Genomic DNA, 20964 nt, shown 5'->3' with positions numbered 1-20964 from the left:
TCACTTGACCGCTCCCGCCGTGAGACCGGCGACGAGATAGCGCTGGAGCAGCAGGAAGCCGGCCACCACGGGGACGCTGACGACCAGCGAGGCGGCCATGATCTGGTTCCAGTACACGTCGTTGAGCGTGGAGTAGCCCTGGAGGCCGACGGCGAGGGTGCGGGTGGCGTCGTTGGTCATCACCGACGCGAACAGCACTTCGCCCCAGGCCGTCATGAAGGCGTAGACGGCGACCGCGACGATGCCGGGGATCGCCGCGGGCACGACGACCCGGAACAGCGCCCCGAGCGGCCCGCAGCCGTCCACCAGCGCCGCCTCGTCGAGATCGCGCGGCACCGAGTCGAAGTACCCGATCAGCATCCAGATCGAGAACGGCAGCGAGAAGGTCAGATACGTGAGGATCAGACCGCCGCGCGAGCCGAACAGCGCGATGCCGGTGGCGTTGCCGATGTTCACGTAGATCAGGAACAGCGGCAGCAGGAACAGGATGCCGGGGAACATCTGGGTGGACAGCACGGTGACCGTGAAGACGCGCTTGCCGCGGAAGTTGTAGCGGCTGACGGCGTACGCGGAGAACACGGCGATCACGACCGAGCAGGCCGTGGCCGCGCCCGCCACGATCAGCGAGTTCACGAAGTACTTCGCCAGCGGCACGGTCGACCAGATGTCGACGTACGGCCGCAGGGTCAGCCCGCTCGGGATCCAGCGGAACTTCCCCGACACGTCCGCGAGCGGCTTCAGCGAGCTGGAGACCATGACGTAGACGGGCACCAGGACGAAGCCCGTGAGCGCGGTGAGGAAGATCCGCCGGGACCACAGGAAGGACCGCGGCGGGGCCATCGGGGAGCGGGGCGTGGTGGAGGTGCTAGACATCGGCCGTCTTCCTTCCCCGGGAGGTCAGCAGCAGGTAGACGCCGGTCACCACGAGCAGGAAGAGCAGCAGCAGCACGGACATCGCCGAGCCGGTGCCGAAGTTCCAGGTGACGAAGGACGCCTGGTAGATGTGGACCGAGATGAGGTCCGCCGACTCCGGGGCGGTCTTGCCGAACAGGACGAACGGCGTGTTGAAGTCGTTGAACGTCCACAGGAACAGCACCAGCACCAGCACCTGGTTGACCGGCCTGAGCGACGGCAGGGTGATGCGGCGCAGCTGCTGCCACAGGCCGGCGCCGTCGAGGGCGGCGGCCTCGTACAGCTCGCCCGGGATGTTCTGCAGGCCGGCCATGACGATCAGGAAGGCGAACGGCCAGCCCTTCCAGACGGACACGGTCAGCAGGGCGTAGAAGCTGTTGTCGCCGATCAGCCAGAACGACGGCTTGTCGGTGATGCCGAGCTGGTCGTGCAGGACGTGGTTCACCAGGCCGTTGTCGTGCTGGAACATGAACACCCAGGTGATCACGGCCGCGTAGACGGGCAGCGCGTACGGGACCAGGAACAGGGCCCGCAGCACACCCCGCCCCACGAAGTTGTCCTGCATGTAGATCGCTGCGGCCGTGCCGATCAGCCAGCACAGGCCCACCGAGAGCAGGGTGAAGCCGATGGTGACGAAGAACGAGTGCAGCAGCGCCTCGCCGACGGGCTCGTCGAAGTGCACCGACACCGAGTAGTTGTCGAAGCCGGCCCAGGGCGCCGTGCCCCAGTCGCGGATGTAGAACTGGGTGAGCTCCTTGAAGCTCATCACGATGCCGATCACCATCGGCACCAGGTGCACCAGGAGTTCGAGCACCAGCGCGGGCAGGAGTAGCAGGTAGGGGAGGCCGATGCGCTTGATCCGCCCGGTGCGGCGCGGGCCGCGCGCCGCACCGGGGGAGCTCTTGCGCACCGTCCGCTCGCCGGGTTCGGCGGAAGCGGCGGTCGTGGTGGTCATGAGGGTGTCCGCACTCACTTCTTCGGCATCTGCTGCTGGGCCTTCTCGAGCGCCGCCTTCACCGACGCGGTGGTCACCGCGCGTCCGCCGGCCGCGTCGGCGAACAGGCCCTTGATGGCCGTGCCCACAGCCGTCTCGAACTGGGACTCGTCGGCGACCTGCGGCAGCGCCGCCGCGCTCTTGGCCAGGGTGTCCTTCAGAACCGCGTTCGAGGGGGAGTTGAACGCGGTGTCCGTCTGGGCGGTCTTGACCGGCGGGATCGAGGTGTAGGCGCCGTTGAGGATCTTCTGCTCGGCGTCACTGGTCATGAACTTCACGAACTTCGTGGCGCCGTCGAGGTTCTTGGTGTTCTTGAACACCGCGAGGTTGATGCCGGCGACCATCGAGTTGACGTTCGTGCCCGTGCCCGGGGTGCCGGACTGCACGGGCACCGGGGCGATCCCGTACGCGTCGTCGGCCATGCCCTGCGACTTGAGGTTGGCGGCCGCGGACTGCCACAGCAGCATCGCGTTCTTGCCCTTGGCGAAGTCGCTCACCGACTGGTTCTGGGCGTACTCGGCGTTGCCCGGGGCGATGATCTTGTCCTTCGCCATCAGGTCGACGTACTGCTTGACCGCGGCGACGACCCCGTCGTTGGTGAAGTCGGCCTTGCCGTCGGCGGTGAAGAAGTCGGCTCCGTGCTGCTTGGCGAAGACGAAGGCGTGGTGGATGTTCTCCGAGGCGTTCGAACCCTCGGCGCCGAGGCCCCACTTGCCGTTCTTCGAGATCTTCTTGCCGTCGGCGATCAGCTCGTCCCAGGTGGCCGGCGGGTTCTTGATGCCGGCGTCGGCGAACATCTGCTTGTTGTAGTAGAGCGCGTACGCCATCGAGTACAGCGGGACCGCGGCGGGGTCCTTGCCCTCGGCGCCGGTCGAGCCGAGCGCGGAGTCGACGAAGCGGTCCTTGCCGCCGATCTTGTCGAAGTTCTTCGCGTCCCAGGGCAGCAGCGCGCCGGTGGCCTGGAGCGAGGCGCTCCAGGTGTTGCCTATGTTGAGGACGTCCGGGCCCTGGCCCGAGGTGGTGGCCGTCAGGATGCGGTTCAGCAGGTCGGACCAGGGCACGACCTCCAGCTTCACCTTGATGCCGGTCTGCTTCTCGAACTTCGCCAGCTCGGGGGCGAGCGTCTTCTTGTCGATCTCGATGCTGGCACCCTGGTTGGACGCCCAGTACGTGAGCGTCTTCGGCGAGGCGTTGGACCCGCCGTCCGACGAGCCGCCGCCACAGGCGGTCGCGGCGGTGAGCAGGGTGATGGTGACCGCACCGGCGGCCGCGGCTCGGATTCTGCGCATGGCTGCTTCTGTCCCTTTCCCGGAGGGAGCGATGACGGCGCCCGGGTTCATTTCCCGAACGGCCCTCATGGCTTAATTTAGGACGTGAGTTAAGACCCCGAAGAAAGTCGCGTCAAGGGATCGCGCAGGGGTATCTTGCAGGTCGGGCAGGTTGGAAGGGACATCACATGGCGGGCCGGAACGGGCGGACAGTGCGTGACCTGCGGCGGGGCAACCGGACCGCCGTACTACAACGGTTGTATTTCGACGGGCCGATGAGCCGCTACGAACTCGGTCCGGCGACCGGACTGAGTTCCGGATCCATCAGCAACGTCGTCGCCGAGCTAGTCGCCGACGGTCTCGTCGAGGAGGCCGGAAGCGTCGACTCCGACGGCGGCCGCCCCCGCACCCTGCTGCGCGTCGTGCCCGGCAGCGGCCACATGATCGGCGTCGACGTCGGCGAGACCCGGGTCCGCATCGAGCTGTTCGACCTGACCCTCACCGAACTCGCCCGCGCGGAACGGCCGTTGGAGCGCCACGGGTACGAGGCCGACCGGCCGCTCAGGGGCCGGGAGTACGACGTCGACGTCATCGTCGGCCACATCCGCGACGGCATCGCCGAGGTCCTCGCCGCCGCTGACATCGCCCCCGAACGGCTCCTCGGCGTCGGCATAGGCGTTCCCGGCATCGTCGCCCGCACGCCCGAGCGCGGCGCCGTCGTGCACGGCCAGACCATCGGCTGGGACGCCGTCCCGCTCGAGTCCCTGCTCCGCTCCGCCTGCGAACTCCCCGACACCGTGCCGTACTTCGCGGACAACGGCGCCCGCACGCTCGGCCAGGCCGAGATGTGGTTCGGTGCCGGCCGCGGGGCCCGCAACGCGGTGGTCGTGCTCTTCGGCTCCGGCGTGGGCGCCTCGCTCGTCACCGAGGACGTCGAGAACGGCCGGTCCGTCGAGTGGGGGCACCTGACCGTCCGCGTCCGGGGCCGGCGCTGCCGCTGCGGCTCCCTCGGCTGCCTGGAGGCCTACGCGGGTGCCGAGGCGCTGCTCGACCGCTGGCTCGAGGAGGGCGGGCGGCCCCCGGAGGGCACCGACGAGGAGACCGCGCTCACCGCGATGCTCGCCGCCGCCTATCCGCCCGAGGGCACCGAACCCGACCTCGTCGCGCTCGCGGTCCTGGAGGAGACCGCGGAATACCTCGGCGCGGGCCTCTCCGACCTGATCAACCTCTTCCAGCCCGAGCGCATCCTCATCGGCGGCTGGGCCGGCCTCCAGCTCGGCTCCCGGTTCCTGCCCGCCGTGCGCCGCTACGCCTCCTCGTACGCCCTGCGCTACCCGGCCCAGCACGTCACCGTGGACCTCGGGCGCCTCGGCCCCGACGCCGTCACGGTCGGCGCCGCGATCCTGCCGCTGGCCGACTTCTTCGCCCGCGGCGGCCGGCGCGAGGAACCCGCGCCCACGGGACCGTCCCCGGCCTGGCGCACGGCCCTTGAGGAGCGGACACCGCACTGACCCGCTCCGGCGCCGGTCCGGTGTCCGGGGCGTCCGGCTCGCCGGTGCGCGACCGCGGTGGCGCGCGGGCCCTGCGGCGCCCGACCTTGGCGGCGCCCGGCACCGCGGCACCGCGGCACCCGACGTCCGCCGGGCGGGGCCTCCGGGGCACATGACCTCCGGGGTAATCGACGCCGGCACCGCCTCCCGGAAGCATGAAGGGCACAGAGACACCGCCCCTCGTACCACCGGATCCCGGGAGGACCCATGCCGTACTTCGCGAGCCCCGTCGACGGTGCCCGGCTGCACTTCGTCGACTACGGCCCCGCCACGGGCCGGGTCGTCGTCTTCGTCAACAGCTCCTACTTCGGCACCGAGATGTGGGAGTACCAGATGCTGCCGCTCGCCGAGGCCGGCTTCCGGTGCGTCGGGTTCGACCGGCGCGGGCACGGCAGGTCCGACGACGTCTGGGGAGGATTCGACCTCGACAGCCTCGCCGACGACGTCGACGGGCTGCTGCGGCACCTCGATCTGCGCGAGGTCACCCTGGTCGGGCACTCCCTCGGGGCCGCCGAGGTCGTCCGCTGTCTGACCCGGCACGGGGTGGAGCGGGTGGCGCGCGTGGCGCTGGTCGCCGGGATGGCGCCGGGCCCGGTACGGTCCGCGAACCACCCCGGGGGCGTCGACCCGGCCCTCGTCGAGGCGGGCAACCGGGCGTTCCGCCAGGACCGGGCCGCGTTCTTCGAGGACGGCGCCGACGCGTTCTTCGCCCTCGGCCTGCCCGGCAACGAACTCTCCGCGGCCTACGTACGGTCCATGGTCGACCGCTGTCACGGCGCCACCGCCCGGGCCGGGGCCGCCCTCGGCGACCTCGTCGTCACCCTGGACGTCGCGCCCGAGCTGGCGAAGCTCGATCTGCCCGCCCTCGTCGTGCACGGCACGCACGACGCCTCGGCCCCGCTGGAGCTGACCGGCCGCCGGGCCGCGGAGCTGCTGCCCGACAGCACGCTCAAGGTCTACGAGAACGCCGGACACGGCCTGTTCGCCACGCACCGCGACCGGCTCACCGCGGATCTGCGGGAGTTCATGACCGGTGCGTGAGCGGTCCCGCCGGGGCGCGACCGCCGCACATGCGACCGCTGCCCACGCGATCGCCGCCCATGCGACGGTCACGACCGCGGCCCGCGACAGCCGCCCACGGGACCGTCACGACCGTGACCCTCGCCCCCCGGCACACGCGAACATCGTGACCGGGACCCGCCGCCCGCCACCTGCCACGCGCGACCGGGCGGCTCAGGCGAAGGCGTTCACCCCGGTCAGCTCGGCGGACAACTCCCAGAGCCGGGAAGCCTGTTCGGGGTCGGTGGCCCAGTCGCGGACTCCGGTCCGGCCGCCGTCCGCCGGAGCGGGCTCGGCGATGTCGCAGTCCTCGCAGTACACCCCGCCCATGCCGTCGAGCATCGGTGAGGTCGCGGCCCACACCTGGGTGGCCGCGCCCTGCTCGGGCGTCTTGAAGCCCTCCGGGTTCAGCGGCTTGCCGTCCTCGTCGATCCAGCCGCGCTCGACCATCTCCTGCCGGGGCAGGTGCCGCTGGAGCGGGGTGAGGATGCCGCCGGGGTGCAGCGCGAAGGCCCGGACGCCGAAGTCCCGTCCCCTGCGGTCGAGTTCCACGGCGAACAGCACGTTCGCCGTCTTCGCCTGACCGTAGGCCTCCCACTTGTCGTAGCCCGTCCGCCAGTGCACGTCGTCCCAGCGGATGCCGGAGTAGTGGTGGCCCGCGGAGGACACGGACACGACCCGGGCGCCGCCCGGCGCGATCGCCGGCCAGAGCCGGTTGACCAGCGCGAAGTGGCCGAGATGATTGGTCGCGAACTGGGCCTCCCAGCCGGGGCCGACCCGAGTCTCGGGGCAGGCCATGATCCCGGCGCTGTCGATGACGATGTCGACGGTGCGGCCCGAGGCGAGGAACCGCTCGGCGAAGGCGCGCACGCTGTCCAGGTCGCCGAGGTCGAGCTCGTCGGTCTCGGTGCCCTCGATGTCCGCCAGTGCCTCGCGCGCGGTCGACGGGCGGCGCGCCGGTACCACGACATGGGCGCCCGCCCCGGCCAGCGCCCGGGTGGTCTCCAGGCCGAGACCCGAGTACCCGCCCGTGACGATCGCGAGCTTCCCCGAGAGGTCGATCCCGGCCAGGACCTCCTCCGCGGTGCTCCGTGCGCCGAATCCCGAACCGATCTTGTGCTGTGCAGTGCTCATGTCCCGCACGCTACGAACTGGAGCGGACTCGAAGTCAAGCGGACACGTCCCCGGCGGGGCGAACATGTCCCCGGGCAGCGATGGGGCCCCGGCCGGACGGGGGAATCTCGGCCGGGGCCCACGGTTTGTTCAACGGGTAACTACCGGTGGGTGTTCCCGGGAGCGGAGGCCCGGGCGGTGACGTGTGTCACGGCGTCCGGCGGGTCCGAGTCCAGGTGAGCAGCTGGTCCAGGGTCCAGGTGGTGACGACGCGCTCCGACGGCACCCCGCACTCCTCGGCCCGCGCGCACCCGTACACCTGCCAGTCCAGCTGCCCGGGGGCGTGCGCGTCGGTGTCCAGGGAGAACAGGACACCGGCGTCGACGGCCTGGCGCAGCAGCCGGCGCGGCGGGTCGAGGCGCTCGGGCCGGCTGTTGATCTCGACGGCCGTTCCGGTCTCCGCGCAGGCGGCGAAGACCGCCTCGGCGTCGAAGGCGGACTCGGGCCTGCCCCGTCCCTGGACCAGCCGGCCGGTGCAGTGGCCGAGGATGTCCGCGTGCGGGTTGCGTACGGCGGCGACCATGCGGCGGGTCATCGGGCCCGCGTCCATGCGCAGTTTGGAGTGCACGGACACGACCACCACGTCCAGCCGCTCCAGCAACTCCGGCTCCTGGTCGAGCGATCCGTCGTCGAGGATGTCGCACTCGATGCCGGTGAGCAGCCGGAAGGGGGCCCAGCGTTCGTTGAGCCCGGCGACGACCTCCAGTTGCTCGCGCAGTCGCTCGGGCGACAGGCCGTTCGCCACCGTCAGCCGGGGGGAGTGGTCGGTGAGCACCGCCCACTCGTGGCCGAGCCGGGCCGCCGTACGCCCCATCTCCTCGATGGGGCTGCCGCCGTCGGACCAGTCGGAGTGCAGATGGCAGTCGCCGCGCAGCAGCGCCCTCAGGGCCTCGCCCCCTTCGGCGAGCGGCCCCGCGGACTCCCGCTCGGCCTTCGCCAGATAGCCCGGCACCTCACCGGCCAGCGCCTCCCGCACGACCTGCGCGGTCTTCGGGCCGATGCCCTTGAGCGACTCCAGCGTGCCGTTCCCGGCGCGCTCGCGGACCTCGTCGGCGGGCAGAGCGGCGAGCAGGGTCCGGGCGGTGCGGAAGGCCCGTACGCGGTAGGTCGGCGCCAGGCTCCGCTCCAGCAGGAACGCGATCCGGTCCAGGGCCTCGACGGGGTCCATCGGCACTCCTCCCTGCGGTCGCGGCGGCGGCCGGGCGCTTCCCCCAGGGTTGCCCAACCGCCGCCGGACCGCACGGTGGACGTCACCGGGAGGGCTTTGCCGTGCCCCGGGCGGTGCGGATCGGGGCTGTTCACCCGGCCGGGTGAATGCCGGGACAGCCGCCGCCACGCCCGCACCTGGTCCCACCGGCGCCGGGCTCCCGGCGCTCGACCGCTGACCAGCGGAAAGCGTGGTGACGCCCTTACGCTCTAGTCATGACCGAAAGCGCGAGCCCTCACATCGCCCACCCACGGATCATGGTGCTCGGGGTGCAGCCGGGCACGCCCCCGTTCCGGATCATGGAGATCGACGGCGAGATGGTCGGCGAGGCCAAGACGATCACCGACGTCCTGGAGTACGCGGCCGCGTACGGCATCACGGTGGACGACCTGGACGACCCGGACGTGGTCCGCTGGGTCGGCGGCGACAAGCTCACCTGGTATCCGCGCTGACGCGCCCCAGGGGGCGCTCCCGCCGTCCCCCGGGTGTGCGCCGTGTCCGGCACGGTCGCGCGGGGCGGAAGACGCTTCCGGAGCCGACAGCGCCGGCTCCGGAAGCGTCTTCCGCCCGGTGGCTCAGGCGCGGAGGCGCTTCCTGGGGTGCACGGCCCGGCCGAGCCGCCGGCCGAGGAGGAGGTAACCCACCAGCGCCCCGGTCGTGTTGAGGATGACGTCGTCGATGTCGAAGGAGCGTCCGGTGATGAGGGCGCCCTGGACGAGCTCGACGAGGAACATCACGACCGCGGTGAGCGCGAGGACGCGCAGGATCCCGCGGGTCCTCGGGAACACCACGGGCAGCAGGACGCCGAAGGGCACCCCGAGCAGCAGGTTCCCGCCGATCTGCTTGACGGCGTCGCGCAGCTCCGGCTGGTCGAGATAGGCGCGCAGCGAGTCACCGGGGTGAAGGTTGTTGTGGATCAGCGCGGCCGACGCCGGTGAGGGCTCCAGGGTCAGCCGGGCCAGGACGACGGCGAACGCCACCATGGCCGCGAACGCGATCAGCATGGCCAGCAACCGGAAGGGGAGCGCGAGCGCTCCGGTCTCACGGGCCGGCTCGGGCGCGCGCTTCGGCGTCCGCCGGGGTTCCCCCTTCGGCTTCCCGAAGCCGAGGAACGACCACCGTTTCGCCGGCTCGCTCCGCTCCGCCTTCGGCGCCCGCTTGTTCCGCGTGGTCCTGCCTGTCCCGGCCTTCGAACCGCCGGTGCCCCGTCCCGCCTTCGCCGGTGGCTTCTCCTCGTCCGGTCCCGGCTTGGCCGCCGGTTTCCGGCCCCCCTTGGTGGCACGAGCGCGCAACGCGGTGCGGACCATGTCCCCTCCCCTTTTCAACTGCCCTCTGGTGCTGCCCGCTTACCCCCGGGGAGCCCGACAATGCCCGGCGTTTCGGCGCGGGGGAGGACTTCGCGACAGGGCACGCCCGAGGGCGCGGAAGCGGCCCGCGCCCTCGGGAGTCGGTCGTACGTGCCGGATGGCCTCTAGGGCGTATTGCGAAACACGCCCTAGTCCTTCGCCTTCGCGTAGTCGGTGGCCATGCCGCCCGCGAAGTCGTACACGATGACCTGTTCGTCGCCCACGACCCAGGCGTCGTGCCCGGGCGGGCAGACGAAGACGTCTCCGGGACCCACCTCGCCCTCGCCGCCCTCGTCCATGACGAGGTGCATCCGTCCCTGTACGACATAGCCGTTGTGGTGGATCTGGCACGTCTTCGTGCCCGCGATCGGGCCCACGGACTCGGACCAGCGCCAGCCCGGTTCGAAGGTCCCCACGGCGAAGTCGAGTCCGCTCATGTGAACCGCTTCGAGGTGGCCGCGCGGGAAGTCACGTCGCTCGTCGGGCTTGTCCACCGTCTTGATCTCCAGCATGACGGCTTCCTTCCGTTGCCTGCCTCCATCGTCCGCCCGCCCCGGGGGGACTGCCATCCGGAGGGCCGTCGCCGCGGCGACGCCGGCACCGGGCGCGGACCCTCGTCCGTCCGGTGCCGCCGTCGCCGTGGTGGCTCAGGTGCCGTAGGTGACCGTCACCCGGGTGAAGCCGAGCGAGCGCAGCAGGCCCTGGAGCATGCTGGTCGTGTTCTCCTCGGCCCGCGCGGTGAGGCGGCTGTCCTTCGCGGCCGTGCCGATGTGCCGGGCCGCGAGCCGCTGCACGGCACGCTCGTCGTTCGGGTTGTCCGAGAACAGATCCCCGATCCGGTCGAAGAGACCGCGCTGCTTGGAGACGGCGTAGGAGTGATCGGGGTCGAGGGCGGGCTTGCCCAGTGCCGCGTGCGGCAGGTGGAGCGTGGCCGACGTACGGTCGTCGTTGACCGTCACGTCCTTCTGCCCGACCCGTCCCAGATCGACGTAGGCGTCTACGGTGCCGGCCCCCACGTACAGCGTGCGGGTGCCGCGGATCGCGTCGGGCAGGTACTTCGCGTCCTTCTCCAGGTCCACGACCACCTGGAAGTTGCCCGACGCGGCGTCGTAACGGCTCATGTCCTGGATGGACTTGAGCAGGGCGGGGCCCGAGTTGTCGTGGGTCTCCGTGCCGAACACGTCGCGCAGCCCCGGCAGTACGGCCAGCCGCAGCCCGGCGAACAGCACCACGAGGACCAGCACGAGGGCGGAGAGGACCTTCGCCCAGCCGGGCATGCGTTTGATGGACGTCGTCATGTCGACGTTCCTCCTTTCAACCGTCCGTCTACCCGGCAAGTCCCTTGGCAGGCCGCCGGACAGGCCGCGGGGCGGGACGCGGGACGGGCCCCCGGTCGGGCCGCCGGGCGAACCCGGCGGGGTCCGGCACTGCGTGACCGGTTCCGCAACCCGGTCGGCGGCCGGAAATCCCCCGGTCGAAGGCCTGAAAGGTGCCCAGTAGCATGAAGTGCGCGCTCCGGGCGATCTTGCGCCCGGGGACAGGCGCGTCCGGTCAGACCGTGCGAGGAGCCGACGTGCGTGACATCGCCGTGTTCAGCGGTAGTGCCCATCCAGAGCTCGCGGCGGAGCTCTGTGCGCACCTCGGGGTGCCGCTCAGCCCGACCCGGGTCAGCCGGTTCGCCAACGACTGCCTGGAGGTCCAGCTCCAGGCCAACTGCCGCGAGCGTGACGTCTTCCTCGTGCAGCCCCTGGTCACTCCGGTGCAGGAGCACCTGGTCGAGCTGCTGATGATGTGCGACGCGGCGCGCGGCGCCTCCGCCGGGCGGATCACCGTGGTCATGCCGCATTATTCGTACGCCCGTTCGGACAAGAAGGACATGCCGCGGATCTCGCTGGGCGGCCGGCTCGTGGCGGATCTGCTGGTGGCCGCCGGCGCGAGCCGCGTCCTGGCGATGACGCTGCACTCCCCGCAGGTGCACGGCTTCTTCTCGGTCCCGGTCGACCATCTGCACGCCCTGCGGGAACTGGCCGCGCACTTCCGGACCAACGACCTGTCGCGGACGACGGTGGTCTCGCCCGACCTCGGCAACGCCAAGGAGGCCGCCGCGTTCGCGCGGCTGATCGGCGCCCAGGTGGCGGCCGGCGCCAAGCAGCGGTTCGCCGACGACCGGGTGAGCATCAACTCCGTCATCGGCGAGATAGCGGGCCGCGATGTCATCGTGCTCGACGACGAGATAGCCAAGGGCAGCACGGTCCTCGAACTCCTGGACCGGCTGCGCGAGTTGGGGCCGCGCTCGATCAGGATCGCCTGCACCCACGGTCTGTTCGCGGCGGGCGCGCTCAAGCGGCTCAGTGAACAGCCCGACGTCCTGGAGATCGTCTGCACCAACACGGTGCCGGTCCCGGACGAGGAGTACACCGAAAAGCTCAGCGTCCTGTCCATCGCCCCGGCGCTCGCCGAGGCGGTCCGGCGCATTCACAACGGGGAGTCCGTCAGCGCCCTGTTCGACGCGCCCCGCAACCAGTAGGCAGGGGCGGCCGGACGGTGGGTGCCGGACGGGTGAAGAGGATCAGGGAGTAGCCGCCTGGCGGCCGAGCGCCTCCTCCACTGACGCCGACGGCGGCAGCACGCGTGCGAGCCCGGTCAGCCGGATCATCCGCAGCGTCAGTGCGTGGGTGCAGACCAGGTGCAGCCGGCCGCCCCGGTCGTGGACGCGGCTTCGCGCGCGGTACAGCAGCCGCAGGCCGGAGCAGTCGAAGAACTCGACGCACCGCAGGTCGATCACGACCTGCGGTGCGGGCTCCGAGGTCACCGCGTCCAGGACCGGGGTGATCTCCGTCGTGGAGAGGATGTCGATCTCCCCGTGCAACTCCAGCACCACATGACCGTGGTCATGGGTGATCCGCACATGCTTGGTGCACGGCGCGAAGTCGCTCGCCACGCGGACATCACCTCCAGCCGGCTGTCGGCCCGCTCCCGACGGCAGCAGGACACGCTCACCGGAGGCCGGGGGTGACCACATGTCAGGCGATCACTGGACACGACCCGGGCGCCGGTGCGGAGCAAATCCGTTTCCTGCTCTGCAAGTTACCCTCGTTGAGGTGAATTCCAGCATGTTCGATTGACATATGTCTTCACTGTGTGGGGCGAGTTGGCCAATTGTGCGCGGCCGGGCGATCTCCGCTTGATCAGTCGACCACCAGCACGAGCTTGCCCGTGGTCCGGCCCGTGTCGCCCAGCGCGTGTGCCTCGGCGGCGTCGGCCAGCGGGAACGTCCTGGCGACCGTGGCGCGCAGCGCGCCCTTCTCGACGAGGTCCGCGACCGCCTCCATGCCCGTCCGGTCGGCGTCCACCAGCATCCGCACCGCCCGGACCCCGAGCCGTTCGGCCTCTTCGTAGAAGGCGTCGGACCCGACCGGCAGGATCGAGACGACCACGCCGCCGGGGCGCAGCACGCGCAGGGAGCGCAGTCCCGTCTCGCCGCCGATCGTGTCCAGGACGACGTCGACGTCCCGCACTGCCTCGGCGAAGTCGACGGACGTGTAGTCGACCGGCTCGTCCACGCCGATGGACCGCAGGAAGTCGTGCTTGCCCGCGCTCGCCGTGCCGATCACGTGCGCGCCGAGCGACTTCGCGATCTGGACGGCCACGTGACCGACCCCGCCGGCCGCCGCGTGGATCAGCACCCGCTGCCCGGGGCGCACCCCGGCCTGCTCGGTCAGCGCCTGCCAGGCGGTGAGGGAGACCAGCGGGAGGGCGGCGGCCTGGACGTGGTCGATTCCGGCCGGCTTGCGGGTGAAGGCGCGGGCGGGTCCGGTCGCGTACTCGGCGTGCGAGCCGTGTCCGAAGGGGTAGGGCAGCATGCCGAAGACCTCGTCCCCGGGCCGGAAGGCGGCGACGCCGATCCCGGTCGCCTCGACCACGCCGGAGACGTCCCAGCCGAGGACGAAGGGGGGTTCGCCGAGGAACCCGCCGGTCGCGCGGTGCTTCCAGTCGGTCGGGTTGACGCCCGCGGCCCGTACCCGGACCAGGATCTCGTTCGGCCGGGGCGACGGCCTCTCCAGGGTGATCTCCTTCAGGACCTCGGGGCCGCCGAGGACGGTCTGGCCGATGGCTCGCATGGTGTTCTCAGTGCTCATGGTCAACCAGCCTGCCCCGGGGCGCCCCGGCAGAAAATGGCATGATTGCCAACCTTCGATAAGATCGTGCCATGAAGCAGGAGCAGGAGCAGATGGAGAAGCGGACCCGGGCCGAGCGGGTCGTCGTCCTGGCGCTCGACGGCGTCTATCCCTTCGAGCTGGGCATGCCCAGCCGCATCCTCGGCGCGGCGGACGGCCGCTACGAGGTGGTGACCTGCACCGTCGACGGGGGCCCGGTCCGCACCGCCGCCGACTTCTCGGTCGCCGTCGACCACGGCCCCGAGGTCCTGAGCACGGCGGACACCGTGGTGATCGCGGCCGTCACCCCGGCCCGTATCGCCGCCTCCCTCACCGACGAGACGGCCGCCGCACTCGCGCTCGTCCGCCCCGGCGCCCGGGTGGTGTCCATCTGCACGGGCGCGTTCGTGCTGGCCGCCGCCGGACTGCTGGACGGGCGGCGGGCGACCACGCACTGGTGCGTGACCGACGAGTTCCGGAGCCGGTTCCCGCGGGTCGACCTGGACCCGGACGTGCTGTTCGTCGACGACGGCGACATCCTGACCTCGGCCGGAGCCGCGTCCGGCATCGACATCTGTCTGCACCTCATCCGCCGGGACCACGGCAGCGAACTGGCCAACAAGGTGGCCCGGCGCTGTGTGGTCCCGCCGCTGCGCGAGGGCGGTCAGGCCCAGTTCATCGAGCAGCCCGTCCCCGAGCCCTCGACGGCGAGCACGGCCGCCACCCGCGACTGGGCGCTGGCCCGCCTCGGCGACCCGCTGACCCTGGCCGATCTCGCCGCCCACGCCGGAATGAGCCTGCGCACCTTCGCCCGCCGCTTCAACGACGAGGTGGGCCAGAGCCCCGGCCGCTGGCTCATCCAGCAGCGCGTCTCCCGCGCCCGGCATCTCCTGGAGGCCAGCGATCTGCCGGTGGACCGGATCGCCGGCGAGGTCGGGTTCGCTACGGGCGCCTCGCTGCGCCAGCACCTGCACGCGACGATCGGCGTCTCTCCGCAGACGTACCGCCGGACCTTCCAGACCGCCCGCTGAGCCGGATCCCGCGCCGGCGGTCGAACGAACCTCCGCACCCGTGCGTCGTAGAAGGACGGACGACGGACGACGGGCGGAGGGGGCGGCGGTGGGCAAGCGCGACGGGATCGTGGCGGCGGCGGTGGTGCTGATGATGGGGCTCGTGGCGGCGGGCTGCGGCGGGGACGGGTACGACGCCCTGGTGGTGACGGGCACCGTGCCCGCCACGCCGTACGCGGGGCGGCTGGACCTGCCGTACACGACGGGGGAGGACGGGGACGCGCAGGAGAGCGCGGGCGCGGCCGGCCGGGCGCTGGAGTGCGACGGAGCGATCCGCGCGGGCGACGCCGGTGACGCCTGGAGCAAGGGGGACGGCGGGTCGACGCCGGAGGAGGGGCTGAAGGCGTACTTCGACATCTACAAGCCCGAACTGCCGGAGCGGGGCTACCGGGTGGAGCGCTCCGAGGGCGACCGGGTCCTGTTCTCGTACGACGTCGGCGGCCGCACCAAGGTGGCCGTCGTCGTGGCCAAGGACCAGCCGCGGCGACCGGGCTGGGGGCCGGAGACCAGCGCGTCCTGCGACCCCTCCGAGTTCCCGGCGAACTGGACGAAGGCGCACGGGTACGAGATCTGGACGGACCGCTACGGCCACCGGGTGCCGACCACCTCGGTGAGCAGTTCGCCCGGTGCCGAGCACTGCGACTGGCAGAGCGCCCACTTCCTCGATCTCGGCCGCTACGGCCGCCAGTACGGGCGCGATCCGCACGGCGTCCTGCCGCCCGGAAGCCTCACCGCCGCCTACCGGGCGCACGTGCGCATGCCCGCCGACGCGCGGGACACCGGCTACCGGTTCCACGACTGGCGGCTGTGGCTGACGCCGGACCGGAGGACGGCGTACGTGAGGACCCCCGACGGGGTGGAGGCCTGGCCGGCGACCGCGTCGCGCTTCGGCTGCAGATGAGGTGCCGGCTTCGCCCCCGGGCACGCGGGCATCCGCGCGGCCCGGGGTGTCACCTGCTCCTGTGCAGGGCCACGAGGAGCTGCCAGACCTCGTCCGCGACGGTGTCCGGGGTGCCCTCCAGGAGTCCGTGCAGCCAGTCGCCGAGGACGCCCGCGAAGGTGGCGGCCACCGCGGAGGCGACGAGGGGGGCGTCCGGCGCGCCGGCGAGCGTGCGCTCGGCCAGGCTGCGGGCCCGCAGGTCGCGGTGGAGCACCAGGCCGAGCGGGCCCCCGCCGCCCGGACTCAGCAGCGCCCGGTAGAGGCCGGCGTGCGGGGCGAGTCCGGTGAAGAAGGCGCGCAGCGCGGGCGGCGCCGACACCGGGTCGGGCCGGCCGCGCCAGGCGTGCAGCGCCTCCACGGCCTCGCGGACGACATCGGCGCAGGCGTCGACCGCGAGCGCCTCCAGATCGGCGTAGTGCACATAGAAGGTGGCCCGGCCGACCCCGGCCCGCCGCACCAGCGCGGCGACGCCGGTCTCCTCCAGGGGGTGCTCCGCGCACTCCTCCAGCAGGGCCTGGCGCAGCTTCGCGCGGGTCCGGGCGGCGCGCGGGTCGTCGGGCGTCATCCGGCGATCAGGACCGCGGCGAGGGCCAGGGCCCCCGGCAGGGCCTGGGCGAACAGGATCCGGCGGTTCGCGGTGACCGATCCGAACACGCCCGCGACGACCACACAGCTCAGGAAGAACACCTGCGCGTCGTGGCCGGTGGGGTCGGCCGCGACCAAGCCCCACACCAGGCCCGCGGCCAGGAAGCCGTTGTAGAGCCCCTGGTTCGCGGCGAGCGGCGCGGTCTCCCGCGCCATCGCGGCGTCGAGTCCGTGCAGCCCGCGCCCGGGCTTCTTCTGCCACAGGAACATCTCCAGCACCAGGATGTACACGTGCAGCACGGCCACCAGGGCCACCAGCACGTTCGCGGTCGTCTCCATCGTCGGTGGACTCCGATACGCCTCGGGACCTCCTGGACGGGTGTCACAGGTGTCCGCGGATTTCATGGACAGGTGTCCACTATAGCTGGACGAGTGTCCAGGAAGTCCCGAGGTCGGTCCGGTCAGGCGTCCGGTGCCGCGTACACGCGCTCCCCTTCGACGTAGGTGAGTGCGACCCCGGTCTCCTTGATCGCCTCCGGCGGTCCCGTGAAGGGGTCGCGGTCCAGGACGACGAGGTCGGCGAGGGCGCCGACCCGCACGCTTCCCGTGTCGTCTAGGTGGTTCACGTACGCCGCTCCCGCGGTGTACGCCGTCAGCGCGGCGGTGAGATCGACGCGTTCGGCCGGCAGGAACACCGGACCCGGCTCGTCGGGGCTCACCCGGTTGACCGCGACATGGATGCCCTGGAGCGGGTCCGGGCTGCTGACCGGCCAGTCGCTGCCCGCCGCCAGCCGCGCGCCCGAGCGCAGCAGCGACCCGAACGGGTACTGCCAGGCCGAGCGTTCGGGCCCGAGGAACGGGATGGTCAGCTCGTCCATCTGCGGTTCGTGAGCGGCCCACAGCGGCTGGATGTTCGCCGTGGCGCCGAGCGCCGCGAAGCGGGGGACGTCCTCGGGGTGCACGACCTGGAGGTGCGCCAGATGCGGACGCGTGTCGCTCGGCCCGTTGGCCTTGCGCGCCGCCTCCACGGCGTCCAGGGCGTGCCGTACGGCGCCGTCGCCGAGCGCGTGGAAGTGGCACTGGAACCCGAGCGCGTCCAACTCCGTCACGTACGCGGGCAGATGCTCGGGATCGATGAACCGCTTGCCCCGGTTCGCCGTGGCGCAGCCGCACTTGTCGAGGTAGGGGTCGAGCAGCGCGGCGGTGCCGTTCTCGGCGACGCCGTCCAGCATCATCTTGACGCTGGTGGCGCGGAACCTGCCGAGCGCCAACGCGGCCCGCCGCTCGACCAGTTCGGGGATCTGCTCGGCGCCGCGCGCCCGGTCCCACCACAGGGCGCCGACCACCCGCGCGGTCAGCGACCCCTCGCGGGCCGCCGCCGTGTACGCCTCGGTCGGGTCCTCCATGCCGGGGACGGCGCCGACCATGGCGTCCTGCCAGGCGGTGATGCCGAGCGCGTGCAGATGCCGCTGGGCGCCCAGCAGGGCGGCGAGCCGGTCGGCGGGCGTGGCCGGGGGAGTGAGCCGGCCGACCGACTGCATGGCTCCTTCCTGGAGCATGCCGGTGGGCTCGCCCGAGGCGTCCCGTTCGAAGCGTCCGTCGGCGGGGTCGGGGGTGTCCCGGGTGACACCGGCGAGTTCGAGGGCGCGGCTGTTGACCCAGGCGCCGTGATGGTCGCGGTTGGGCAGATAGACGGGCCGGTCCGGTACGACCGTGTCCAGGAGCTCCTTGGTCGGCGTACCGCCCGCGAAGGCCTCCATGGACCAGCCGCCGCCGGTGATCCACTCCCGCTCGGGGTGGGCCTCGGCGTACGCGCGGACGGCGGCCACGGTGTCCTCCGCGGTCCGGGCGCCGGTGAGATCGCACTGGGCGAGTTCCAGACCGGCCGGGACCGGGTGGACGTGGGCGTCCTGGAACCCGGGCAGCAGCAGCCGCCCGGCCAGGTCGACCACCTCGGTGCGGGGACCGGCGAGTTCGAGGACCTCGGCGTTCCCGACGGCGGTGATCCGTCCGCCGGTCACGGCCACCGCGGTAGCGGTGCGGCCCTCGGGAGTGAACACCGGTCCGCCGGTGAAGAGAAGGTCAGCGTGCATGGTTCCGTTTCCTGGTGGGGGCGCCGGAGGCGCTCAGTCGGTGACGGCGAGGAGTTCGGGAGCGTCGGCGTCGGTTCCCCGTCCGGTGGTGAAGTAGGCCGACTTGCGGCCCCACTTGGCCCAGGCGCCAGCCGCGAAGCCCGAGACGATCATGAGGGTCGGGGTGAGCAGCAGGAACCAGCCGTTGTCCGCGCTGATCTCGAGGTGATCGGTCGAGTCGTAGAAGGACCAGGCGAGGTAGCCGCCGAGGCCGAGCAGCGCCACCGCGCTCAGCGCGGGCAGCACGACCGCTCGTATCCCTTCCCACCGGTTCTCGCGCAGCAGTCCGCGGAACCGGGCGGCCGCCGCGAGCGCGATGAGCGCGTACGACAGGGCCACGACGATCCCGACGGCGTTGACCGTAGCCATGATCATGTCGGCCAGGCGGGGGATCACCAGCGAGAGTGTCGCCACCACCACGGCCATCGCGCCGATCAGCAGGGTGCCGGCCGCCGGAGTCCCGTAGCGGGTGCTGACCTTGGACCAGACGGGCCCGAGCGTACGGTCCCGGCTCATCGCGAACATCCCGCGGGCCGTCGGGATCACGCCCGCCTGGAGCGAGGCGACCGCCGAGAACATCAGCGCCACCAGGGGCAGCGCGGCCAGCGGCTGGTCGGCGAGCCGGTTCCCGAGGAACGCCAGACCCTCGGCGCCGTGCCCGGCCAGCTCGTCCTCGGACAGCACCCGCTGGAAGGCCACCGAGCCGAGGACGAACAGGCCCAGCATCGTCACCAGCGTGATGGTCCCGGCCCGAGAGGCGTCCCGCGGGTCGCGCACCTCCTCGTTCACGGTGAACGCGGCCTCGAAGCCCCAGTAACAGAAGACCGACAGCAGCAGTCCCTGCGCCAGCGCGGTCGCCGACGGGATCTGGAAGGGGTCGAACCAGCTGAGGCTGAAGGGGTGCGGACCGGTCACGATCCCGTAGGCGCAGAAGCCCAGCAGCACGACGTACTCGAAGACCAGCAGCCCGCTCTGGAGCCGCGCGGCCGTCTTGACCCCGGTCACCGCCGTCAGCGTGACCGCCACCAGGACCACGACACCCACGGCCGTGGTCTGGGCGGTCGAGCCCGGGTCGAGCTCCAGGCCCGCCACCGAGTGCAGCCCCGCCTGCCCGGCGAGCTGCATCATCGCCGACCCGGTCACCGCCGTGGTGTACGCGAGGAAGGCCACGGTGGCCACGATGCTCACCCAGCCGACCAGGAAGCCCAGCCAGGGACTGAGCGAGCGGCCCACCCACACGTAGCCGTTGCCCGCGTTCGGCTCGACCTTGTTCAGCCGGGAGAACGCGCCCGCGATCCCGAGGATCGGCACGAAGGCCAGCAGCATGATCGCCGGCAGATGCAGCCCGACCACCCCCGCCGTCACTCCGAGACCGATCCCGATGCTGGTCGTCGCCGCCGTGCTGGAGGCGGCGATGGCGACACCGTCCAGAACGCCCAGCGTCTTGCGCAGGGACGGGGGATCCACACCGTACGACTGCTGCGTCATGACCTGCTCCGATCACACCCGGGGCCTGATACCGGCCCGATGACCGGAAATGAAACTGCCCGGGGACTTAACAGGTCAACGCTGTTGACATAAGGTGCCCGCACCGGAGGGAGCCGGTGACCCCGCCGGGAAGGGAGAGCCCATGACGTCCACCAGCGACCGCGTCGTCCCGCCCACCGCCCGGCGGCGCAGACGCCCCACCAAGTCCGGCGTCGTCCTGTCCGAGGAACTGATCGTCGAGACGGCGCTGCGGCTGCTGAAGGAGCACGGCGCCGACGCCCTCACCGTCCGCCGGCTCGGCCTCGCCCTCGGCGCCGACCCCAGCGCCCTGTACCGGTACTTCCGCGACACCGACGATCTGCTGCTGGCCATCGCGGACGAGCTGATCGGCCGGACCCTGCAGGACTGGCATCCCACCGGGGACTGGCGCGCCGACCTCAGGGAACTCGGCCTGCGCGTGCACGCGGGGTCCCTCGCCCATCCGCAGGCCGCGGTGCTCAGCTCGTACCGGGTGACCGGCCGGGCCCATGAGATCCAGGCGGTGGAGACCATCCTCGGGGTGCTCCGAGGGGCGGGATTCCCCGATCCCGAGGCGGTACGGATCTATCACGCCTTCGTCGACCAGGCCCTCGCGTTCGCGGCCCTGGACGCGGCGAGCCTCGCCCTGCCCCCGGCCGCCCGTGACGCCGAGGCCGGGGTGTGGCGGGCGATGTACGCCCGGCTGCCCGCCGACAGCCACCCGAACATCGCGGCGACGGCACGCCACCTCGTGCAGGACATGCGGCGCAGCGCCTATCCGACCGCGCTCGACCTGCTGCTGAGCGCGGCGGCCGCGCGGCTCGCGGAGATCACCGGGGGTGGAGACGGCAGGGGGCCGGTGGCCGACTGAGATCCCGGTACGGGGGAACCCGGTACGGGCAGGGCGGTGGCGGTCGGCTGCCACCGCCCTGCCACCCGGATCCGACGGACTCGATCCGTCCGCCACGCGCATCCGACGGACCCGGCCCGTCCGGCACGCGGATCCGACGGACCCGGTCCGTCAGGCATCCGGATCCGATGGGACCCGGCCCGTCACGCGCACCC

General features: G+C 71.9%; 21 protein-coding genes. 7 read left to right on the top strand and 14 right to left on the bottom strand.

Going from position 1 to position 20964, the window contains the following annotated elements; all coding sequences use genetic code 11:
- From IO36_RS08410 to IO36_RS08400, 3 genes are read right to left on the bottom strand one after another with little or no spacing between them, the layout of a single operon-like run.
- Positions 1–873 carry a carbohydrate ABC transporter permease gene (locus IO36_RS08410; RefSeq protein WP_078943071.1) on the bottom strand — a complete coding sequence of 291 codons (873 nt, stop codon included), beginning with the start codon at positions 871–873 and terminating at the stop codon, positions 1–3.
- Entirely contained in the window at positions 866–1867 is a 1002-nt protein-coding gene (locus IO36_RS08405) for a carbohydrate ABC transporter permease (RefSeq protein ID WP_037617736.1), read from the bottom strand. The genes IO36_RS08410 and IO36_RS08405 overlap by 8 nt, the downstream gene beginning before the upstream one ends.
- Before the next feature lie 14 nt (positions 1868–1881).
- Entirely contained in the window at positions 1882–3195 is a 1314-nt protein-coding gene (locus tag IO36_RS08400; RefSeq protein WP_037617735.1) for an ABC transporter substrate-binding protein, read from the bottom strand.
- Between the two features lie 167 nt (positions 3196–3362).
- On the opposite strand from IO36_RS08400, the gene IO36_RS08395 reads away from it, so the two are divergent.
- Both IO36_RS08395 and IO36_RS08390 read left to right on the top strand, forming a co-directional pair.
- Positions 3363–4685, top strand: coding sequence for an ROK family transcriptional regulator (locus IO36_RS08395; protein ID WP_037617734.1), 1323 nt, complete (start codon positions 3363–3365; stop codon positions 4683–4685).
- Between the two features lie 246 nt (positions 4686–4931).
- Positions 4932–5765 (top strand): alpha/beta fold hydrolase, encoded by an 834-nt coding sequence (locus tag IO36_RS08390; RefSeq protein ID WP_037617732.1) that lies wholly within the window; start codon positions 4932–4934, stop codon positions 5763–5765.
- Positions 5766–5957: 192 nt separating this feature from the next.
- On the opposite strand, the gene IO36_RS08385 is transcribed toward IO36_RS08390, so the two are convergent.
- Both IO36_RS08385 and IO36_RS08380 read right to left on the bottom strand, forming a co-directional pair.
- The gene (locus tag IO36_RS08385; protein ID WP_037617730.1) at positions 5958–6917 is read right to left on the bottom strand and encodes an SDR family NAD(P)-dependent oxidoreductase; all 960 of its coding nucleotides are present in this window, start codon (positions 6915–6917) and stop codon (positions 5958–5960) included.
- A gap of 187 nt (positions 6918–7104) precedes the next feature.
- Complete coding sequence (locus tag IO36_RS08380) at positions 7105–8124, bottom strand: PHP domain-containing protein (RefSeq protein ID WP_037617728.1); 1020 nt, start codon at positions 8122–8124, stop codon at positions 7105–7107.
- 254 nt (positions 8125–8378) lie between these two features.
- Between IO36_RS08380 and IO36_RS08375 the strand changes: the two genes are divergently transcribed.
- Positions 8379–8615, top strand: coding sequence for a hypothetical protein (locus tag IO36_RS08375; protein WP_037617726.1), 237 nt, complete (start codon positions 8379–8381; stop codon positions 8613–8615).
- Positions 8616–8738: 123 nt separating this feature from the next.
- Here the strand turns inward: IO36_RS08375 and IO36_RS48000 are convergent, their stop codons facing one another.
- The 3 genes from IO36_RS48000 to IO36_RS08360 form a co-directional block, all read right to left on the bottom strand.
- Positions 8739–9455 (bottom strand): VanZ family protein, encoded by a 717-nt coding sequence (locus tag IO36_RS48000; RefSeq protein WP_425535517.1) that lies wholly within the window; start codon positions 9453–9455, stop codon positions 8739–8741.
- A 203-nt stretch (positions 9456–9658) separates the two neighbouring features.
- Positions 9659–10021 (bottom strand): cupin domain-containing protein, encoded by a 363-nt coding sequence (locus IO36_RS08365; protein WP_037617723.1) that lies wholly within the window; start codon positions 10019–10021, stop codon positions 9659–9661.
- A gap of 135 nt (positions 10022–10156) precedes the next feature.
- The gene (locus tag IO36_RS08360) at positions 10157–10807 is read right to left on the bottom strand and encodes a DUF4230 domain-containing protein (protein WP_051900162.1); all 651 of its coding nucleotides are present in this window, start codon (positions 10805–10807) and stop codon (positions 10157–10159) included.
- A gap of 275 nt (positions 10808–11082) precedes the next feature.
- On the opposite strand from IO36_RS08360, the gene IO36_RS08355 reads away from it, so the two are divergent.
- The gene (locus IO36_RS08355; protein ID WP_037617721.1) at positions 11083–12036 is read left to right on the top strand and encodes a ribose-phosphate diphosphokinase; all 954 of its coding nucleotides are present in this window, start codon (positions 11083–11085) and stop codon (positions 12034–12036) included.
- Between the two features lie 42 nt (positions 12037–12078).
- On the opposite strand, the gene IO36_RS08350 is transcribed toward IO36_RS08355, so the two are convergent.
- On the bottom strand, positions 12079–12450 hold the full coding sequence (locus IO36_RS08350; protein ID WP_037617719.1) for an anti-sigma factor antagonist: 372 nt from the start codon (positions 12448–12450) through the stop codon (positions 12079–12081).
- 247 nt (positions 12451–12697) lie between these two features.
- The gene (locus IO36_RS08345; RefSeq protein WP_037617716.1) at positions 12698–13648 is read right to left on the bottom strand and encodes an NADP-dependent oxidoreductase; all 951 of its coding nucleotides are present in this window, start codon (positions 13646–13648) and stop codon (positions 12698–12700) included.
- A gap of 71 nt (positions 13649–13719) precedes the next feature.
- Between IO36_RS08345 and IO36_RS08340 the strand changes: the two genes are divergently transcribed.
- Complete coding sequence (locus IO36_RS08340) at positions 13720–14697, top strand: GlxA family transcriptional regulator (protein ID WP_245173169.1); 978 nt, start codon at positions 13720–13722, stop codon at positions 14695–14697.
- Between the two features lie 130 nt (positions 14698–14827).
- Complete coding sequence (locus IO36_RS08335) at positions 14828–15637, top strand: hypothetical protein (RefSeq protein ID WP_051900256.1); 810 nt, start codon at positions 14828–14830, stop codon at positions 15635–15637.
- A 49-nt stretch (positions 15638–15686) separates the two neighbouring features.
- Here the strand turns inward: IO36_RS08335 and IO36_RS08330 are convergent, their stop codons facing one another.
- From IO36_RS08330 to IO36_RS08315, 4 genes are all read right to left on the bottom strand, one after another.
- Positions 15687–16241 carry a TetR/AcrR family transcriptional regulator gene (locus IO36_RS08330; RefSeq protein WP_037617712.1) on the bottom strand — a complete coding sequence of 185 codons (555 nt, stop codon included), beginning with the start codon at positions 16239–16241 and terminating at the stop codon, positions 15687–15689.
- On the bottom strand, positions 16238–16600 hold the full coding sequence (locus IO36_RS08325; RefSeq protein WP_037617710.1) for a DUF1304 domain-containing protein: 363 nt from the start codon (positions 16598–16600) through the stop codon (positions 16238–16240). Before IO36_RS08325 ends, IO36_RS08330 begins: the two co-directional genes overlap by 4 nt.
- 122 nt (positions 16601–16722) lie before the next feature.
- Complete coding sequence (locus IO36_RS08320) at positions 16723–18354, bottom strand: amidohydrolase (RefSeq protein ID WP_037617708.1); 1632 nt, start codon at positions 18352–18354, stop codon at positions 16723–16725.
- 33 nt (positions 18355–18387) lie between these two features.
- A complete protein-coding gene (locus tag IO36_RS08315) occupies positions 18388–19881 on the bottom strand; it encodes an APC family permease (protein WP_037617707.1) in 1494 nt (497 codons plus the stop codon).
- A gap of 142 nt (positions 19882–20023) precedes the next feature.
- On the opposite strand from IO36_RS08315, the gene IO36_RS08310 reads away from it, so the two are divergent.
- Positions 20024–20770, top strand: a complete 747-nt coding sequence (locus tag IO36_RS08310; RefSeq protein ID WP_037617706.1) for a TetR/AcrR family transcriptional regulator — start codon at positions 20024–20026, stop codon at positions 20768–20770.
- Positions 20771–20964 lie beyond the last annotated feature (194 nt).

This window comes from Streptomyces aureus (assembly GCF_000725495.1).
GTDB lineage: Bacteria > Actinomycetota > Actinomycetes > Streptomycetales > Streptomycetaceae > Streptomyces > Streptomyces aureus_B.
The sequence above is the reverse complement of the archived record's forward strand: the minus strand, read 5'-3'. Positions and strand labels throughout refer to the sequence as shown.

Coding starts and splice junctions, on each gene's coding strand:
- IO36_RS08410 (WP_078943071.1), bottom strand. CDS start 873: ATGTCTAGCACCTCCACCACGCCCCGCTCCCCGATGGCCCCGCCGCGG.
- IO36_RS08405 (WP_037617736.1), bottom strand. CDS start 1,867: ATGACCACCACGACCGCCGCTTCCGCCGAACCCGGCGAGCGGACGGTG.
- IO36_RS08400 (WP_037617735.1), bottom strand. CDS start 3,195: ATGCGCAGAATCCGAGCCGCGGCCGCCGGTGCGGTCACCATCACCCTG.
- IO36_RS08395 (WP_037617734.1), top strand. CDS start 3,363: ATGGCGGGCCGGAACGGGCGGACAGTGCGTGACCTGCGGCGGGGCAAC.
- IO36_RS08390 (WP_037617732.1), top strand. CDS start 4,932: ATGCCGTACTTCGCGAGCCCCGTCGACGGTGCCCGGCTGCACTTCGTC.
- IO36_RS08385 (WP_037617730.1), bottom strand. CDS start 6,917: ATGAGCACTGCACAGCACAAGATCGGTTCGGGATTCGGCGCACGGAGC.
- IO36_RS08380 (WP_037617728.1), bottom strand. CDS start 8,124: ATGGACCCCGTCGAGGCCCTGGACCGGATCGCGTTCCTGCTGGAGCGG.
- IO36_RS08375 (WP_037617726.1), top strand. CDS start 8,379: ATGACCGAAAGCGCGAGCCCTCACATCGCCCACCCACGGATCATGGTG.
- IO36_RS08365 (WP_037617723.1), bottom strand. CDS start 10,021: ATGCTGGAGATCAAGACGGTGGACAAGCCCGACGAGCGACGTGACTTC.
- IO36_RS08360 (WP_051900162.1), bottom strand. CDS start 10,807: ATGACGACGTCCATCAAACGCATGCCCGGCTGGGCGAAGGTCCTCTCC.
- IO36_RS08345 (WP_037617716.1), bottom strand. CDS start 13,648: ATGAGCACTGAGAACACCATGCGAGCCATCGGCCAGACCGTCCTCGGC.
- IO36_RS08340 (WP_245173169.1), top strand. CDS start 13,720: ATGAAGCAGGAGCAGGAGCAGATGGAGAAGCGGACCCGGGCCGAGCGG.
- IO36_RS08335 (WP_051900256.1), top strand. CDS start 14,828: ATGATGGGGCTCGTGGCGGCGGGCTGCGGCGGGGACGGGTACGACGCC.
- IO36_RS08330 (WP_037617712.1), bottom strand. CDS start 16,241: ATGACGCCCGACGACCCGCGCGCCGCCCGGACCCGCGCGAAGCTGCGC.
- IO36_RS08325 (WP_037617710.1), bottom strand. CDS start 16,600: ATGGAGACGACCGCGAACGTGCTGGTGGCCCTGGTGGCCGTGCTGCAC.
- IO36_RS08320 (WP_037617708.1), bottom strand. CDS start 18,354: ATGCACGCTGACCTTCTCTTCACCGGCGGACCGGTGTTCACTCCCGAG.
- IO36_RS08315 (WP_037617707.1), bottom strand. CDS start 19,881: ATGACGCAGCAGTCGTACGGTGTGGATCCCCCGTCCCTGCGCAAGACG.
- IO36_RS08310 (WP_037617706.1), top strand. CDS start 20,024: ATGACGTCCACCAGCGACCGCGTCGTCCCGCCCACCGCCCGGCGGCGC.